The sequence below is a fragment of the Leeuwenhoekiella palythoae genome (genome assembly GCF_900130045.1).
GTDB lineage: Bacteria > Bacteroidota > Bacteroidia > Flavobacteriales > Flavobacteriaceae > Leeuwenhoekiella > Leeuwenhoekiella palythoae.
Genome location: NZ_FQXT01000003.1, coordinates 624,369 through 641,386, shown reverse-complemented (window position 1 = coordinate 641,386; position 17,018 = coordinate 624,369). Strand labels below are relative to the sequence as shown.

The window sequence follows — 17,018 nt, the reverse complement described above, 5'->3', positions numbered from 1 at the left end:
TTATTGCTTAAATTTTTAGATTATTTCTTGTTAGGTCGTACCTTTATACTTCTTAAACAGAAATCAGTATTATGAGTACATACGACGTTGCGGTCATTGGTTCCGGTCCCGGAGGTTATGTGGCTGCCATTCGCTGCGCCCAGTTGGGTCTTAAAACAGCAATCATTGAGAAATATGCAACTATGGGCGGTACCTGCCTAAATGTAGGTTGTATTCCATCTAAAGCCTTGTTAGATTCTTCGCACCATTATGAGGATGCGGTTAAGCATTTTGAAGAGCACGGGATCGAGATCCCGGGCGAGGTAAAGATCAATTTAGAAAAAATGATGGGGCGTAAAGCTTCCGTGGTGGAGCAAACTACTAAGGGAATCGAGTTTTTGATGAGCAAGAACAAGATCGATACCTATCAAGGGGTGGGTAGTTTTAAGGATAAAACCCATATTCATATCGCAGTAGCGGAAGGGGATGATGTGGAGATCGAAGCAAAATATACCATCATCGCGACCGGAAGTAAACCTGCAAGTCTTCCATTTATTGAAATCGATAAGGAGCGTATCATAACGTCAACCGAAGCCTTAAAACTTAAAGAAATACCGAAACATCTTATCGTTATTGGCGGTGGTGTAATCGGTCTTGAATTGGGCCAAGTTTATAAACGCTTAGGTTCTGAAGTAACTGTGGTTGAATATTTAGATCGCATCATCCCAACGATGGATGGCGCGCAAAGTAAAGAATTGACCAAAGTGCTTAAGAAGTCAAAAATGACGATCAATACTTCACATAAGGTGAGCGCTGTAGAGCGCAATGGTGACGAGGTGATCGTAAAAGCGACCGATAAAAAAGACAAAGAAGTAGAATTTAAAGGGGATTATGTCTTGGTTTCTGTGGGACGTAAAGCCTATACAGACGGGTTGAATCTTGACGCGGTTGGTCTTAAAACCGACGATCGTGGTCGAGTGGAAGTCAACGAACACTTGCAGACTTCTGTAGCTAATATTTATGCGATCGGTGATGTCGTGCGTGGCGCTATGCTAGCACATAAGGCGGAAGAAGAAGGCGTATTTGTTGCGGAAACATTAGCTGGTCAAAAACCGCATATCGATTATAATTTGATTCCGGGAGTGGTATACACTTGGCCTGAAGTTGCTTCGGTAGGTAAAACTGAAGAGCAATTGAAAGAAACTGGTACGGCTTATAAATCTGGTCAATTCCCTATGCGTGCTTTAGGACGTTCTAGAGCTTCTGGTGATATTGATGGTTTTGTAAAAATTCTTGCAGATAAAGAAACCGATGAGGTGCTTGGGGTTCACATGGTGGGCGCTCGTGTAGCCGATTTGATTGCTGAAGGTGTAACGGCTATGGAATTCCGTGCTAGTGCCGAAGATATAGCGATTATGTCGCACGCACATCCTACGTATGCCGAAGCAGTAAAAGAAGCGGCGCTCGCTGCTACTGAAGATAGAGCATTACATATCTAATACTATTAGAATTCATTAAAACCCTTTTCAACTGAAAAGGGTTTTTTTATTGGCACCGCCAAAGGGTTTACTACTCCGTCCCGAAAGCTTTAGGGATGCCTCCAAATTAAAAATTTGATCTCAACAAATACCTTAAAGAGGTCACTCAAGTTTACTTAAAAACTATGAAAGCGATTTATATAACTCAAGCCGGTGGCCCCGATGTTTTGCAGCTGCAAGATTTGGAGCTTCCTGTACTAGAACCTAATGAGGTGCGTATTGCGGTAAAAGCTTCTGGCGTCAACCGCAGTGATATTCTTACCCGTCAGAATCCTGATGCGTATGGCGGTGATACCCCTAAAGCGCAAATTCCGGGATTAGAGGTTTCAGGGACTATTACCGCAGTAGGTGCTTCGGTTGAAAATTTTAAAATTGGTGATGCGGTTTGCGCTTTGGTTGCCGGTGGTGGCTATGCGACGCACATTCACGTTGATGCTCGTTTATGTCTTCCAATACCTAAAGGCCTGAGTTTTGTAGAAGCAGCAGCACTTCCTGAAGTGATTTTTACAGTTTGGTTTAATGTGTTTCAGCAGGCCAAAGCGGTAAAAGGCGAAGGTTTACTCATTCACGGCGGCACCAGCGGCATTGGAGTTATGGGATTGCAAATCGCCAAAGCTTTAGGTTTACAAACGTATACCACTGTGGGAACTCAGGAGAAAGTGCATTTTATTGAGAAACACGCCTTGGCCAAGGTGATTAATTATAAGGAAACGGACTTTGAACAAGCTTTTAGCGAAGAGAAAATCGATGTGATTCTAGATATGGTTGGCGGTGATTACACCCAGAAAAACCTGAATATACTTCAGAAAAATGGTCGGCTTGTGCATATCAACGGAATGAAAAGCTTAACGCCTACCATCAATTTATGGACGGTGATGAGCAAACAACTCATAATAACCGGGAGCTTATTAAAACCACAGTCTATTTCCGTCAAGAAACAGATTGCAGAAGAGGTTGCGCAGACTGTTTGGCCATTACTAGCTTCAGGCGAAATTAAACCAGAAGTGTATCGTGTGTACCCTCTTGAAGAGGCTGCTCAAGCCCATCAACTTATGGAAGACAGTGACCACATAGGCAAAATTATTCTAGAACCCCAGCATTAAAATATTGCGATGCCCCATACTAATAAACAAACTCATTATGCGATAGATACTTCTAACGCACCCTTAAGTAAACAACAACTTAAAGAATTAAAAGATCAAGCGTGGCTGAAAGAAGAAGCGGGGCCATTTGGTTTGGTGTTTTCTAATCACACACTCGATGCGTATTTAGACGAGGAATACCGTCACGGTAATTCCATACTGACCAAAGATGGAGACCTTCTAAAAACAAAATCCAGCGGAGAACGTAAACGCTTGTTGCTCGCGTACCAACTTGCGCAGAATCCCGACTTTCTAATATTAGACAATCCTTTTGATGCTCTTGATATACAACGCGTGGCATCATTAAAAAAAGAATTACAAGAATTAGCTAAAAGCACCGTATTGCTTCAGCTTTTTCGCAGAAGCGATGAGGTGCTTCCGTGTTGCACGGTAGGCTTAACGTATCAAGAGGGCCAATTTGTAAAGGTAGATTTAATTACAGAACAGCATACTTCGGTTTCCATAAATCACGAACAAAAACTTCCGGAGCCATTAGAGGCTTTTAAGAATGTGCCAGACGAACTTATTTCATTTAGAAATGTTTCCGTTTCTTTTGATGAAAAGCCTGTGTTGAAGGATATCACTTGGACGGTTAAGCGCGGGAGCTCATGGCATTTAAAAGGTCCTAACGGAGCCGGTAAAACTACCTTGCTGTCTATGGTAACCGGTGACAGTACCAAAGGTTATGGCAAAGAATTATACCTTTTTGGAAGGAAAAAAGGAAGTGGAGAAACGGTTTGGGAAATCAAACAGAAAATAGGCTATTTCACTTCGGCAATGACGGAGCGTTTTGACGGTATGCACGATGTGCAAAGTATGATCATTTCGGGATTGTATGATAGCGTTGGTTTGTATCAAAAACCCACAACCTTAGAACAAGCGCGTGCCGAAGAATGGTTGGTACTCCTAGGGTTAAAACAGTTGAGCGGAGCCCGTTTTAGAACGTTAAACGAAGTTCAAAAACGACTGATTTTAATCGCCAGGGCGATGATAAAACATCCGCCGTTATTGATCTTAGATGAACCCACTGCCGCACTAAACGAGACCGGAGCGGCTTTGATCGTTTCCTTAATCAATAAGATTGCAGCTTCCGGTAGTACCAGTGTGCTTTATGTTTCCCATAAAGAGGAAGTTGGTTTAGAACTATTCAATGAGTTGTTACTTGTACAAGATGATTGTGATTTTGCCGGATATACTGCAAAAATTAGAAGTTCATAAAATTATATAAGTAATTTTAAAAATCTGCATTTTGGTGTGCTTAATTCCCGTATTTTTAATGCAGGACGAATGCGCGTAATTTTTGTGCATTAGATCTTCCCAACTCAGTTCAAATGATTACAAATACCGCGTTAGCGCAGAAGTTTCATAAATTATGTTCAGAAAGTTATGAACTTTCCGAATGGCTACACAGTCAACCTAGCCTAGGATTTTTTTATTCAGAACTTCATACTCAAGCTGACTACTTTGTGAGCCCTTCCTTTTGGGCGGCAATGGGTTACACCTCTTCAACAGTCCACGCTCCGATAGATTTATGGGAGTATGTAATACCTCAGGAAAGTTTGCAACTGCTCACTACAATTAGGCAAACAAGCGTTGATCAAGCTAATCATGATTTTTATTTTAGAAATAGTAAAGGAGCGAAGCAGCGAATAACCGGACAACATTTGCGGCATACCGATTCTAATGGTCAGAGGCATCTCCTTATTCGCTTTTTTAATGAAGAGGAGGGCAGAAAAGCTCCAAAGCTAGATTGCGATAAGATCCGTGAGTTACAAAAATTTAATGAGATCTATGAAGAAACTAATAGATTGGCTCTGGTAGGTGGTTGGGAGGTCGATATAGCTTCAAAAACCGTAAAGTGGACTAATGTTACTAAAGCGATACATGATGTGCCAACAGATTATTTTCCTCAATTGGAAACTGCTATAGCCTTCTATAAAGAAGGGTGGAGTAGAGATCGTATTATGGAGGCCTTTGATAAATGTGTGGAGCAAGGCATTTCTAATGATGGAGAGTATATAATAATTACGGCCACAGGTCAGGAAAAATGGGTTCGTGCTTTTATGAAAGCTGAATTCAAAAACGATACTTGTGTGCGGGTATATGGTGCGTTTCAGGATATTACACAGCAAAAGCAACAGGAGCAATCTATCATTACTACAGAACAGCGTTTTCAAAAGGTTTTTGAAAATTCTGCATTGGGAATTATATTAATTGATGGATCCAATACGATACAGCAAACCAATGCAGTTGCTAAAGAAATTTTTGGTTTAACCAAACTCACTGCCGAAGAGGTTAAATCGTATACCATCAAAAATGTAATAAAAAAAGAATATTTAGCTAAAGCTTTATTAGAGCGCGATCGATTACTCACAGGAGAAATAGATAGTTACAATTTTGAGGCTGAATTCTGGCATACATCAGGCCGAAGTTTATGGTGTAATATTACCTGCTCTTTAGTAAAAGAAATAAATTCTGAAAATAGCTTAATCATAACTCAGGTAGAGGATATTACCAAAAAGAAAAAACTAGAACGCAATGCCTTAGAACATGCCTATCGCTTTAAACGTATTTTTGAATACTCTCCTAATGGAATGGCTCTTGTAGATCTTGAGGGAAATTGGAAGAATATCAATAAAAATTTGGCTGAAATTATCGGCTACACCAAGGAAGAGTTTTTACAATTAACCTTTGCCGATTTCACACATCCTGAAGATCTGTTTAAGGATCAGGAGCTTCTTAAAAAACTGGTAGCTAAAGATATTTCTACCTATCAAGTAGATAAACGCTATATACATAAAAATGGGAGCATAGTTGAGTGTGTGCTAACCGTATCTGCGCTTTATGATCGTGAAGGAAACATTTATTCTATTATAGGACAAGTTGTTGATCTAACCGAATCTAAGGCTGATAAAAGAGCTTTAGAAGAAAGTTTACTAGATCATCAAGCTTTACTAGAAGCGACATCTCAGATCATCATTGTGGAAACCGACCGGAACCATCGTATTAAAAGGTTTAATAAAGGAGCTGAAAACCTTTTGGGATACAAAGCAGATGAAGTCATCGGGCATAAGTATCACGAATTGTTTTTCCTGCAACAAGAGCTCTTAACGTATACGGCATTGTTAAGCGAGGAATATGGGGAAGAGATATCAGCGGAAGAGGTGTTTACCTTTAAATTAAATAAAGGGATTATAACCTCAGAAGAATGGAATCTGCTTAAAAAAAATACTAAACTTTTGCCAGTTCAACTCATTGTGACTCCGGTCAAAAATGAAGATGGGGCTGTTAAAGGCTACTTAAAAATAGCCACTGATATTTCGGCTCTAAAGCGTATGGAGCAATCCTTGATTACTGCTAAAGAACGAGCGGAAACAGCCAACAAATTTAAATCGGAATTTTTGGCCAATATGAGTCACGAAATTCGTACACCGCTCAATGGAGTTATAGGTTTCGCAGATATTCTTTTGAAATCACAACTTTCTGAAAGTCAAGCGAAGTATCTAGAGACTATATATTCATCGGCCATATCGCTTTTAGATTTAATTAATGATATTCTCGATTTTTCAAAAATTGAAGCCGGTAAGCTAAGTCTTAATCAAGAGCGCATTAATATTGCGGAGTTATGTGCACGTTCGGTAGAGATGATCAAAAACCAAGCCCACCAAAAAGGCTTGGAGGTGCTTTTAAATTTACCCAATGCAATCAATCAATATATTATTGGCGATGGATTACGACTGCGACAAATTCTAATCAACTTACTTAGTAATGCGGTAAAATTTACACATCGGGGAGAGATTGAGCTGAAAGTGGAAGCCCATAATTCTTTACAAAAGGATGATGAAGTGGTGTATACCTTTTCCCTGCGTGACACTGGCATTGGAATAGCCCCTCACAACATAGAGCATATTTTCAGTGCCTTTGACCAAGGCGACAGATCAACCACTAGAAAATATGGAGGTACAGGACTGGGATTAACTATTAGCAATAGGCTGCTGGCGTTAATGAATAGTTCGTTGCAAGTTGATAGTGAGTTGGGCGTAGGAACTACCTTTTCTTTTACAGTAACCTTCGCTAAAGGCGCAGGAATTAAAAAAGCCTCCTTGCAACTTGTAAGCGTGCACAACGTTTTGATAGTTGATGATAACAAAAATAATCGTTTGATACTTACAGAAATGTTGGAGTCAAGAGATATGAAAGTTTTTCAAGCGGCCAATGGAATTGATGCAATAGAGGTGCTTGAGCAAGGTCCTAATTTTGATTTGGCACTAATTGACTTCAATATGCCCTATTTGAATGGGTTAGATCTTATTAAACATGTGCGACAGGATCTTCATATTTCGCAGAAAGAACTGCCAATTATTCTGTTGCATAGTTCCGCCGAGGATAGTAAGATCAATAAACAAATAAGATTATTAGAGATTTCAGGGCATCTAGTAAAGCCTGTTATACGAAACACACTTTACGAAACTATAGATAACCTTACCCAAAACAAACCTACTGTTTACAACGATGCTTTGCAGCTCCAAGCGATAAAATCTGCTGCTTTGAACATTTTGATCGCTGAGGATAATCCTGTAAATAAATTTTTAGCGCGTACCATTCTAAATAAACTCTTGGATAAGGCTCAGCTTATAGAAGTAGAAAATGGCGAGCAGGCTGTAGCAGCCTTTAAAAAGAATCACATTGATATCATCTTTATGGATATTCAAATGCCGGTTTTAAGTGGTTACGAAGCTACACAACAAATCAGAGCATTAGAGTCTAAAGAAGAGCGCGTACCAATTATTGCGTTAACCGCTCGTGCTTTAAAAGGGGAGCGGGAGCGCTGCTTGGCGTATGGTATGGACGATTATATTTCAAAACCTCTGGTGATGGACGATGTTCAATCTGTACTTAAAGGATTAGTTAAAAAGAAAAGTATACATTTGATTTAAACCAAGTATTTCTTTTTAAGATTAAATTTTTTTGAAAAATTGAATACAACAAAAAAACGTGTAATTCTTGTAGAAGCAGATTTAAATGCACAACTTCAATTTAAGGCGCAGTTTGCGAAAAGTGAAGTGGAGGTTACGGCATTTACTTCTGGTATGGGAGCCATTCAATATATCAAACAAAACGGTATACCAGAACTTTTAGTGCTCGAAGAAGCTGCCAAACCCTTAGGGGCTGTACAAACCTTAAATTATTTAAAAGATCAAATAGGATTTTCAGCTCCGGTAATTGTCGTAGCTAATCACATCCATAGTGGACTGGACAAGCTGCGCGTTCAAAAAATTATTACCAGGCCGTATCGAAATGCAGATATTCAGTTTATTAAGGAGTTACTCATGCTTGATGCAATAATAAAGAACCCATCATCACAAGCATATAATCTTGATTATCTTATGGAGTTGGCCGATGGAGATGATACCTTTATACAGGAAAGTTTAAAAATCTTTTTAACTTCCGTACCCGCTCAAGTTCATGCTTTAGTTGAAAGTTTTGAAGAAAATCGGTTAGAAGCAGTTTGTCAATACGCGCATGCAATTAAGCCGTCTTATGAAATGTTACAAAGCAAACGGGCAGCAAACTTATGCGATACCATCGCTCATTACGCACAACCTCAGGAACTCCCATCACTTGTCAAGGCCTTAAAAAAAGAACACGAAACTATTGAATACGCGCTTCTACAAGATTTTCCGGAACTATTAAATGGAAAGAAATGTAACAATTAAAAAACACCTGTACAGTGAGAAAACGTATCCTAATAGTCGAAGACAATCAACAGGTAGCCGAAGCTATTGTGCTCAGTTTAGAACAAGCCGGATATACTACTTGTGTATGTGCTGATGGGACTACAGCCATTGAGCAGCTGAAAAGCAACACCTTCCACTTAGTGATTATCGACCTATTATTGCCCTTCACATCAGGGATGAACGTCATTAAATGGTCTAAAACCGAATTTCCTACCCTCCCTATCATCGTGTTATCTTCCATAATTGAAGAGAATATAGTGACCCATACCTTTCTTATGGGAGCTTTTGATTACATCTCTAAGCCCTTTAAACCTTCTGATTTGTTACAAAGTATAAATAAAGCGTTACAACAAAAAAATTGACTGCTGTACATTTGCTATTAATTTTATACCTTTGCTATTCAAGATGAAGCAGGTAGCAAAACAAATAATGGCACTAGTTCTGGCATTCGTGGTCGTGTGTACCACAATGTCATTTACTATAAATATGCATTATTGTGGCGAAACTTTAGTTGATTACACGGTGATCAACAAAGCCAGTTCTTGCGGAATGGATCAGATGGCTAGTTCTTTAGGTAACACTGACTGTGAGCAACAAGTCATTCAAAAGTCGTGCTGTCAAGACAAAACGTTTTCTGCAGCCGGCCAGAACGAATTGAAGCCTAGTTTTAGTTCGTTTTCTTTAGAGCAACAGCTTTTTGTAACCACCTTCTGCTATGCTTATGCGGCGCTCTTGGCCCCACAAACCACCGCTTCAACAGACTTCTTTGCGTATACACCTCCTCAACTCGTCAGGGACATTCAGACCTTAGACGAGGTTTACTTGATTTGATAGGTATTGTTTAGACATTCTTCGTCTAAACTTTAAGGTTTTCGCATTCGCGAAAAAACTGCTGTACTTCAGTTATTAACAGATACATTTTAATGGCGTGACCTTAAAAAGCTATGTACTAAAGGCTACGGTAATTTAAAATGTATTTGTTGCGAGTGCCTCACAGGTTTGCCTGGAATCATTTACGTTCACACAATACCTTCATTTTTATGCTCAACAAAAGCATTAAATTTTTTGTCGAAAATAAGCTAGTCGCTTTTTTACTCTTGGCCCTCTTTTTGGGTTGGGGGATAGCCACGGCACCCTTCAATTGGGATGGTGTTTCAGAAATTGCGGGAATTCCGAGAGCTCCGGTTGCGGTTGATGCAATTCCTGATCTTGGGGAAAATCAGCAAATTGTTTTTACCAAATGGCAAGGGCGCTCGCCGCAGGATATTGAAGATCAAATCACATATCCTTTAACTTCTGCGCTTTTAGGAATTCCCGGAGTAAAAACCATCCGAAGTTCTTCCATGTTTGGTTTTTCGAGTATATATCTCATTTTTGAAGAAGATATCGAATTTTACTGGAGCCGAAGCCGCATTCTTGAAAAGCTCAATTCACTTCCTGCAAATCTTCTGCCGGAAGGGGTTAATCCGTCTTTGGGACCTGATGCTACCGGTTTAGGACAAATCTTTTGGTACACCCTTGAAGGGCGCGATGCAGACGGAAACGTCACTGGCGGCTGGGATTTACAAGAACTGCGCAGCATTCAGGATTATTATGTGAAATACAGTCTAGCTTCGGCTGGTGGTGTTGCTGAGGTGGCATCAATAGGAGGATATGTACAGGAATATCAGATTGATGTAAACCCAGAACTGCTAAAACAATACAATATAAGTCTTGATGCACTGGTCAAGGCGGTGAAGTCGAGTAATGAAGAGATTGGCGCCCAAACCCTAGAGATCAATAAAGCAGAGTATCTGGTGCGGGGTTTAGGTTATATCAAGTCTCTTGAAGATATCGAAAATGCCGTAGTGACCTCAGAAGCTTATACGTCGATCCGTATAAAAGATGTAGCTCGCGTTCATATGGGGCCGGCACCACGCCGCGGAATTTTAGATAAAGAAGGCGCTGAGGTGGTAGGCGGAGTAGTAGTGGCGCGCTACGGTGCTAATCCTATGGAGGTCATCACCAATGTAAAGGCACAGATCAAGGAACTTAGCGCGGGCTTACCCTCTAAAACTTTAGCTGATGGCAGAATCTCTCAGCTTACCATTGTACCATTTTACGATCGTACCCAGTTAATTCATGAGACTTTGGGCACACTTGATGAAGCCCTCACCATGGAAATCCTGATTACCATTCTTGTGATCGTCGTAATGCTTTTTAACTTAAGGGCTTCCCTGTTAATTTCCGGATTGCTTCCCGTGGCGGTCTTTATGGTTTTTATCGCTATGAAGCTTTTTGAGGTTGATGCAAATATTGTTGCGCTCTCCGGGATCGCAATCGCAATCGGGACGATGGTAGACGTAGGGGTAATTCTTACCGAAAATATGATTCGGCACCTTGAAGAGGCTGATAAAAATGACTCAAAACTGTCATACAACACCCTGATCTATAATGCCACGGCAGAAGTTTCGGGCGCTATTGTTACCGCTGTGCTCACTACCATTATAAGTTTTATTCCGGTGTTTACATTGATGGGTGCAGAGGGTAAATTGTTCCGCCCCTTGGCGTTTACTAAAACAGCAGCATTAACCGCGTCACTAATCATCGCACTTTTCTTGATTCCGCCTTTTGCAGCTTTAATTTTTAGGAAACGAAAATTTAAATCTACGACACAAAACCTAGTTTATGCACTTCTCATGCTTACAGGAAGCGCCGCAGTGTTTTACGGTGTTTGGCTGGGACTTGTATTGATCGCTTTTGGAACGCTTTACTTTTTACGCAAAGCGAAAGAACTTCCGTTTCAAAACCTTAAACATGCTGAGATCATAATTACCGTTGTAGCGATCGTTTTTTTGTTGGCAACCTATTGGAGGCCTTTAGGTTTCAACCGAAGCATTTTTATAAACCTCGTGTTCGTAACCCTGATTTGTACATCATTTTTTGGCCTGTTCTGGGTTTTACGGCGGTTTTATGACCGTATTTTAAGATGGGCTTTAGCAAACCGACTCTTGTTTCTAACCCTGCCGGCGACCCTGTTGATCAGTGGCGCGTGGATCTATTCAAAAATGGGTAAGGAGTTTATGCCGGCACTCAACGAAGGAACTTTCTTGCTGATGCCTACTTCGCTACCTCACGCAGGTGTGGAAGAAAATAAACGGGTGTTGCAGCAACTCGATATGGCTGTGGCGAGTATTCCCGAAATAGAAACGGTCGTCGGCAAAGCAGGAAGAGCTGAGTCTGCACTTGACCCCGCGCCTTTGTCAATGTATGAGAATATTATTCAGTACAAACCAGAATATATGTTGAACGCAGCCGGAAGTAAGCAACGGTACAAGGTGGATGAGCAAGGTTATTTTTTGCTACATGATGGTAGCAAAGCGTATAATCCCAATATGCAGACCGGAGCGGTTGCACCTGAAATGAGTATGAAATTTCCGGTGACTGCTGAGGATTTAATAGAAGATGAAGCGGGTGCGTACTATCGCAACTGGCGTCCAGAGATTCAATCTCCTGACGCAATCTGGAAGGAGATCGCGCGCGTAACGCAACTTCCCGGAGTTACTTCGGCACCAAAACTTCAGCCTATAGAAACCCGTTTAGTAATGCTGCAAACAGGGATGCGTGCACCTATGGGAATTAAGATCAAAGGTCAGAATTTACAGCAGATCGAAGCGTTTGGCTTTCAGCTGGAAAAGCATTTAAAACAAGTTGAAGGCGTAAAAGCCGAAGCGGTTTTTGCCGATCGAATCGTGGGAAAACCCTATTTGCTTATAGATATTAAACGCGACCGGCTTGCGCGTTATGGTATTTCGATTGCAGATGTGCAGCAAGTGCTTGAAGTTGCCGTAGGCGGAATGCCCATCACTCAAACTGTAGAAGGTCGCGAGCGGTATTCGGTGCGGGTGCGTTATCCTAGAGCGCTTCGGGAACATCCTGAGGATCTTAAAAATATTTATGTTCCGGTGGCGACGGGAAATCCGGTGCCACTCAATGAACTGGTGGAAATACGCTACGAGCAGGGACCGCAAGTCATTAAAAGTGAAGACACTTTTTTAGTGGGGTATGTTTTGTTTGATAAGCTAGATGCTTATGCTGAAGTTGATGTGGTAGAACAGGCACAAGCAGTGCTTCAGTCTAAGATAGACTCCGGAGAGTTGGTGGTTCCGCAGGGCATCAACTATCAATTTACAGGAACGTATGAGAATCAGTTGCGTGCGGAGAAGACCTTGACCGTTGTGGTGCCCATGGCATTGCTCATCATTTTCTTAATTCTTTACTTTCAGTTTAAATCGGTGAGCACTTCATTTATGGTCTTTACAGGGATCGCAGTGGCATTTGCCGGAGGCTTTATAATGCTTTGGCTGTATGGTCAAGCGTGGTTTTTGAATTTTGAAATTTTTGGAGCGAATCTAAGAGATTTGTTCCATATGAAAACCATAAACCTGAGCGTTGCGGTTTGGGTTGGATTTATCGCGCTCTTTGGGATCGCTACCGATGATGGCGTCGTGATGGCCACCTACTTAACGCAGACTTTTAGTAAAGCGAATCCTTCTGATCGGGAGGGAATTCGGCAAGCTACGCTACGTGCTGCTAACAAGCGCATCAGGCCGTGTTTGATGACCACGGTGACCACAATTTTAGCGTTGTTGCCGGTACTCACATCAACCGGAAGAGGTAGTGACATCATGATCCCAATGGCGATCCCCATATTTGGCGGGATGATCATTGATGTCACCTCGTACTTTATTGTGCCGGTGTTATATAGTTGGAAAAAAGAAATAGCCTTGAACTCATGAAAAATAAAATAATCATAGCAAGCATAATCCTACTGGGCACAACAGTTGTTGCGCCCGCTCAGGATTTAAGTGCATATATCGCACAAGCAGAAGCTCAAAACCCCGCGCTTCAAGCCTATGCATTACGATATGACTTGGCCCAAGAACAGGTAAATGAAGTGAATAGCTTACCGGATACTGAATTTGGTGTTGGATATTTTGTTGAAACTCCTGAAACCCGAGTAGGAGCTCAGCGCGCGCGCTTTTCGGTTAAGCAAATGTTGCCATGGTTTGGTACCATCGCTAAGCGGCAGGGATATCAAAATGCTTTAGCAGACAATGAATATCTGGAATATGTGATCGCAAAGCGAAAGCTTAGCCTTGAGGTGGCACAAAGTTATTACCAACTTTATGGCATCCATGCAGAAGAACAAGTAGTGCAGCAAAATCTAGACTTATTAGACCGTTTTAAAGAACTTGCACTAAATGCGGTTGAGGTGGCTGAAGCTTCGGTGGTAGATGTACTCAAGCTAGAAATGCGTCAAAACGAACTCAACGCACAACTCGCCATTTTAGACGAACGTAAACGCGCTGTAGCTGTTCAGTTTAAAAACATCTTAAACGTGGCTCAGGATACTCCGATACAACTAGTGGATAGTTTGACGATTCCGCAATTAGAAACTAGCGATTCAACGGAAGCGCTTGAAACCAATCCGGAGCTGCTGAAATATGATGCGCTGTATAAAAGTATCACCCAGGCCGAATTACTGAACCAGCAAGAGTCGGCTCCTAAATGGGGTGTGGGACTTGATTACATTCCGGTCAGCGAGCGAACAGATCTATTTCCTGCAGATAACGGCAAAGATATCGTGATGCCAATGGTATCGGTTTCGGTGCCCATTTTCAATTCAAAATATAAGTCGGTTACCCGTCAAAATGAGCTTCGGCAACAGCGCATCACAGCAGAAAAAGAGCAACGCTTAAAGTATTTAGAAAATCTTTTAGCAGAAGCTAAACAGTATAGAAATGCTGCGCGCATTAACTTTAATGCACAACAACAGAACATTGCTCAAGCCCAAGATGCTGAAGCTATTTTACTCAAAAGTTATGAGACCGGTACGATTGACTTTAGTGATGTGCTTGATATTCAAGAATTGCAATTGAGCTTTCAACGTAAACAAATACAGGCTGTTCAAGATTTTTATGAGCAGACTGCTTTAATCAATTATTTAACCAATAACTAAAACCATGAAAAAGACCTTAAATTTTATAAGTATAGCCGTAGTAGCCTTAAGCTTAGTTGCCTGCGGAAATGATAAAAAATCAAGCTCAGAGACAGATGTTAAATTAGAAGACCACCAAGAACAACCTATGCAAATGGAAGAGGTTGATGAAATGGGCGAAAAAAATAAAGCTTCGGCAGAAGCACCGGAGAACAAAGTGGATAATGCGCCGCTTGCCTTTGCAGATAACAACGCCAATGCCGTTTGGGAAGCCTATGCCAAAGTTCAGCAAGCTTTAGTTGCTAGTGATTCAGAAAAAGCAAAACAAGAAGCAGCCCAACTTGCTATGATTTTTGACGAAAGAAATGCAAAACTCAAGACTTTGGCTGAAGGAATAGCCACGACTGATGAATTGCCGGCACAGCGCAAGGCGTTTGCAGCATTCGCTACGGGAGCAAAAGCCTATTTTAAAAGTACAATCAAGGCAGGAACGCTGTACGTGCAGCATTGCCCGATGGCTTTTGATGGTAAGGGAGCCGACTGGCTAGCTAAAGATACCGCAGTGACCAATCCGTATTTTGGAGCTAAAATGCTCAATTGCGGTTCGGTAACGGCAACCATAACCCAATAAACTAGCGTTATGACCGATTTTTTAAAACAATGGGGTGAAGCGGCGTATACCACTGCGGGATTCTTCTGGATGGCGCTGTGGGCATTTGCACTGGGCTACCTCATCAGCAGTATGATTCAAATCTTTGTAACCGAAAAGCGGATGCAAAAAACCATGGGTGGCAACGAGACTAAAGGCGTCTTGCTAGGAACCTTTTTTGGGTTTATCAGCAGTTCGTGCAGTTTTGCAGCACTTGCTTCGACCAAATCGTTGTTTAAAAAAGGAGCGAGTTTTGTAGCAAGTATCGCCTTCTTACTGGCTTCGACCAATTTGGTCATCGAACTTGGGATCATTATTTCCATTTTTCTGGGGTGGCAATTTGTGGTAGGTGAGTATGTAGGTGGCGTGTTGCTCATTTTACTCAGTTGGATTTTGATCAGATTGATCAATCCTAAAAAGTTGATTGAGAATGCCCGAAAAAATCTAGGCGAGAAAGAGGATGACACAGATACAGATTCCAAATCTTGGAAGCAGAAAATGAAATCTGAAGAAAGTTGGGCAAAAGTGGCCAAACAGTACGGGATGGAATGGAAAATGGTCTGGAAAGATGTGACTGTAGGCTTTACCATCGCGGGTATCGTGGCTGCCTTTGTACCCGATGCGTGGTTTCAGACACTATTTATAGGTTCGGGTGACGGGAATACTGACTTTAGTTTTCTTGAGATTTTAGAACATATAATTGTGGGGCCGGTCGCGGCATTCATCACCTTTATCGGATCTATGGGTAACATTCCGCTTGCGGCTTTGCTCTTTGGTAAAGGCGTGAGTTTTGCTGGTGTGATGGCGTTTATTTTCAGTGATCTGGTGGTGTTTCCTATTTTGAGAATCAACGCCAAGTATTATGGCTGGAAGATGTCTCTATTCATCCTGTTTTTACTGTTCACTTCCTTAGTGGGCGCATCGTTGCTGTTGCATTACGGTTTTGAAGCTTTTCAATTACTTCCTGATCCCAGTCAGGTAACAGTTCAAGACACCTCTTATTTTAAACTGAATTACACCTTTTTCTTGAATCTGGCTTTTCTGGCAGGTTCGGGTTACCTCCTCTACCTAGGCTTTTTTAAACATAAAAATATGATGCATATGAAAGAAATGGCGCCCAAAAGCAAAACCTTAGAGCGCACCTTAAAATATGCAGCTTTAGGTTGTTATGTGTGGCTAACCGCAGGTTTATTGATCAAGTTTTTTAACTAAAGCCAATGACAAATCTATAATCAAATTTTAATATTCATATAATGACACATACTTATAAAATTACAGGAATGACGTGTGAAGGATGCAGATCTGGCGTTGAAGCTAAACTGAATGCCGTGCCTGATGTAGCTCACGCCGAAGTCGATTTAAATAATGGTGAAGCTCAGATCACGATGCATAAGCATATTGCTACGCAAACCCTTCAGCAAGCCTTGCCTTCAAAATATAAGATCTTAGAAACGGGAAATCATGCACAGCCAAAATCAAATGTGTTTGAAACTTCAACGGCTGAAACATCACAAAGCAAAATTCAGCAACTTAAACCTTTGTTTTTAATTTTTGCATTCTTGATCGCTGCAGCGATTTTATTGCATAAAGACACTTGGGACTGGCAGGCGATGATGCTCGATTTTATGGGATTGTTTTACATCGTATTCAGCTTTTTTAAATTGTTAGATCTTAAAGGTTTTCCGGATAGCTTTAGCATGTATGATCCTTTGGCTAAGGCGATCCCGGCCTACGGTTGGGTGTATCCATTTATCGAATTGGCACTAGGCCTATGCTTTTTAATGCGGTTTCAGATTGCCGTTGCACTTATATTGACTTTAGTCATTTTAGGCATTACCACAATTGGTGTTACACGCACGCTATTGGACAAAAAAGCGATCACCTGCGCTTGTTTAGGTACCGCTTTAAAACTGCCTATGACCGAAGCTACTTTTATCGAAAATGCATTAATGATCATAATGGCTCTGGTGATGCTGTTTATTTAAAACCTAC

General features: G+C 41.3%; 12 protein-coding genes. All 12 read left to right on the top strand.

Annotation, left to right across the window (positions count from 1 at the left end; genetic code table 11):
- Window positions 1-71 precede the first annotated feature (71 nt).
- The 12 genes from lpdA to BUA96_RS09905 all read left to right on the top strand — a co-directional run bounded on the left by lpdA (window position 72) and on the right by BUA96_RS09905 (window position 17,011).
- On the top strand, window positions 72-1,478 hold the full coding sequence (gene lpdA / locus BUA96_RS09960) for a dihydrolipoyl dehydrogenase (protein WP_072982688.1): 1,407 nt from the start codon (window positions 72-74) through the stop codon (window positions 1,476-1,478).
- A gap of 164 nt (window positions 1,479-1,642) precedes the next feature.
- Window positions 1,643-2,620, top strand: coding sequence for an NAD(P)H-quinone oxidoreductase (locus BUA96_RS09955; RefSeq protein WP_072982686.1), 978 nt, complete (start codon window positions 1,643-1,645; stop codon window positions 2,618-2,620).
- A 9-nt stretch (window positions 2,621-2,629) separates the two neighbouring features.
- A complete protein-coding gene (locus BUA96_RS09950; protein WP_072982685.1) occupies window positions 2,630-3,877 on the top strand; it encodes an ATP-binding cassette domain-containing protein in 1,248 nt (415 codons plus the stop codon).
- Between the two features lie 113 nt (window positions 3,878-3,990).
- Window positions 3,991-7,596: a PAS domain S-box protein gene (locus BUA96_RS09945; RefSeq protein WP_072982683.1), complete on the top strand. Its 3,606-nt coding sequence runs from the start codon at window positions 3,991-3,993 to the stop codon at window positions 7,594-7,596.
- Between the two features lie 39 nt (window positions 7,597-7,635).
- On the top strand, window positions 7,636-8,376 hold the full coding sequence (locus BUA96_RS09940; protein ID WP_072982682.1) for an Hpt domain-containing protein: 741 nt from the start codon (window positions 7,636-7,638) through the stop codon (window positions 8,374-8,376).
- Window positions 8,377-8,390: 14 nt separating this feature from the next.
- A complete protein-coding gene (locus tag BUA96_RS09935) occupies window positions 8,391-8,759 on the top strand; it encodes a response regulator (RefSeq protein ID WP_072982680.1) in 369 nt (122 codons plus the stop codon).
- A 67-nt stretch (window positions 8,760-8,826) separates the two neighbouring features.
- A complete protein-coding gene (locus BUA96_RS09930; RefSeq protein ID WP_084673126.1) occupies window positions 8,827-9,228 on the top strand; it encodes an HYC_CC_PP family protein in 402 nt (133 codons plus the stop codon).
- Between the two features lie 209 nt (window positions 9,229-9,437).
- Window positions 9,438-13,175, top strand: a complete 3,738-nt coding sequence (locus BUA96_RS09925) for an efflux RND transporter permease subunit (RefSeq protein ID WP_072982889.1) — start codon at window positions 9,438-9,440, stop codon at window positions 13,173-13,175.
- The gene (locus BUA96_RS09920; RefSeq protein ID WP_072982677.1) at window positions 13,172-14,398 is read left to right on the top strand and encodes a TolC family protein; all 1,227 of its coding nucleotides are present in this window, start codon (window positions 13,172-13,174) and stop codon (window positions 14,396-14,398) included. The genes BUA96_RS09925 and BUA96_RS09920 overlap by 4 nt, the downstream gene beginning before the upstream one ends.
- Window positions 14,399-14,402: 4 nt before the next feature.
- Window positions 14,403-15,008: a DUF3347 domain-containing protein gene (locus tag BUA96_RS09915; RefSeq protein ID WP_072982675.1), complete on the top strand. Its 606-nt coding sequence runs from the start codon at window positions 14,403-14,405 to the stop codon at window positions 15,006-15,008.
- 9 nt (window positions 15,009-15,017) lie between these two features.
- On the top strand, window positions 15,018-16,238 hold the full coding sequence (locus BUA96_RS09910; protein ID WP_072982673.1) for a permease: 1,221 nt from the start codon (window positions 15,018-15,020) through the stop codon (window positions 16,236-16,238).
- 41 nt (window positions 16,239-16,279) lie between these two features.
- Window positions 16,280-17,011: a heavy metal translocating P-type ATPase gene (locus BUA96_RS09905; RefSeq protein ID WP_072982672.1), complete on the top strand. Its 732-nt coding sequence runs from the start codon at window positions 16,280-16,282 to the stop codon at window positions 17,009-17,011.
- The last annotated feature ends 7 nt before the right edge of the window (window positions 17,012-17,018 follow it).

What these genes read in the sequence shown, in the direction of transcription:
- lpdA (WP_072982688.1), top strand. Translation starts at nt 72, where the DNA reads ATGAGTACATACGACGTTGCGGTCATTGGTTCCGGTCCCGGAGGTTAT.
- BUA96_RS09955 (WP_072982686.1), top strand. Translation starts at nt 1,643, where the DNA reads ATGAAAGCGATTTATATAACTCAAGCCGGTGGCCCCGATGTTTTGCAG.
- BUA96_RS09950 (WP_072982685.1), top strand. Translation starts at nt 2,630, where the DNA reads ATGCCCCATACTAATAAACAAACTCATTATGCGATAGATACTTCTAAC.
- BUA96_RS09945 (WP_072982683.1), top strand. Translation starts at nt 3,991, where the DNA reads ATGATTACAAATACCGCGTTAGCGCAGAAGTTTCATAAATTATGTTCA.
- BUA96_RS09930 (WP_084673126.1), top strand. Translation starts at nt 8,827, where the DNA reads ATGGCACTAGTTCTGGCATTCGTGGTCGTGTGTACCACAATGTCATTT.
- BUA96_RS09925 (WP_072982889.1), top strand. Translation starts at nt 9,438, where the DNA reads ATGCTCAACAAAAGCATTAAATTTTTTGTCGAAAATAAGCTAGTCGCT.
- BUA96_RS09920 (WP_072982677.1), top strand. Translation starts at nt 13,172, where the DNA reads ATGAAAAATAAAATAATCATAGCAAGCATAATCCTACTGGGCACAACA.
- BUA96_RS09915 (WP_072982675.1), top strand. Translation starts at nt 14,403, where the DNA reads ATGAAAAAGACCTTAAATTTTATAAGTATAGCCGTAGTAGCCTTAAGC.
- BUA96_RS09910 (WP_072982673.1), top strand. Translation starts at nt 15,018, where the DNA reads ATGACCGATTTTTTAAAACAATGGGGTGAAGCGGCGTATACCACTGCG.
- BUA96_RS09905 (WP_072982672.1), top strand. Translation starts at nt 16,280, where the DNA reads ATGACACATACTTATAAAATTACAGGAATGACGTGTGAAGGATGCAGA.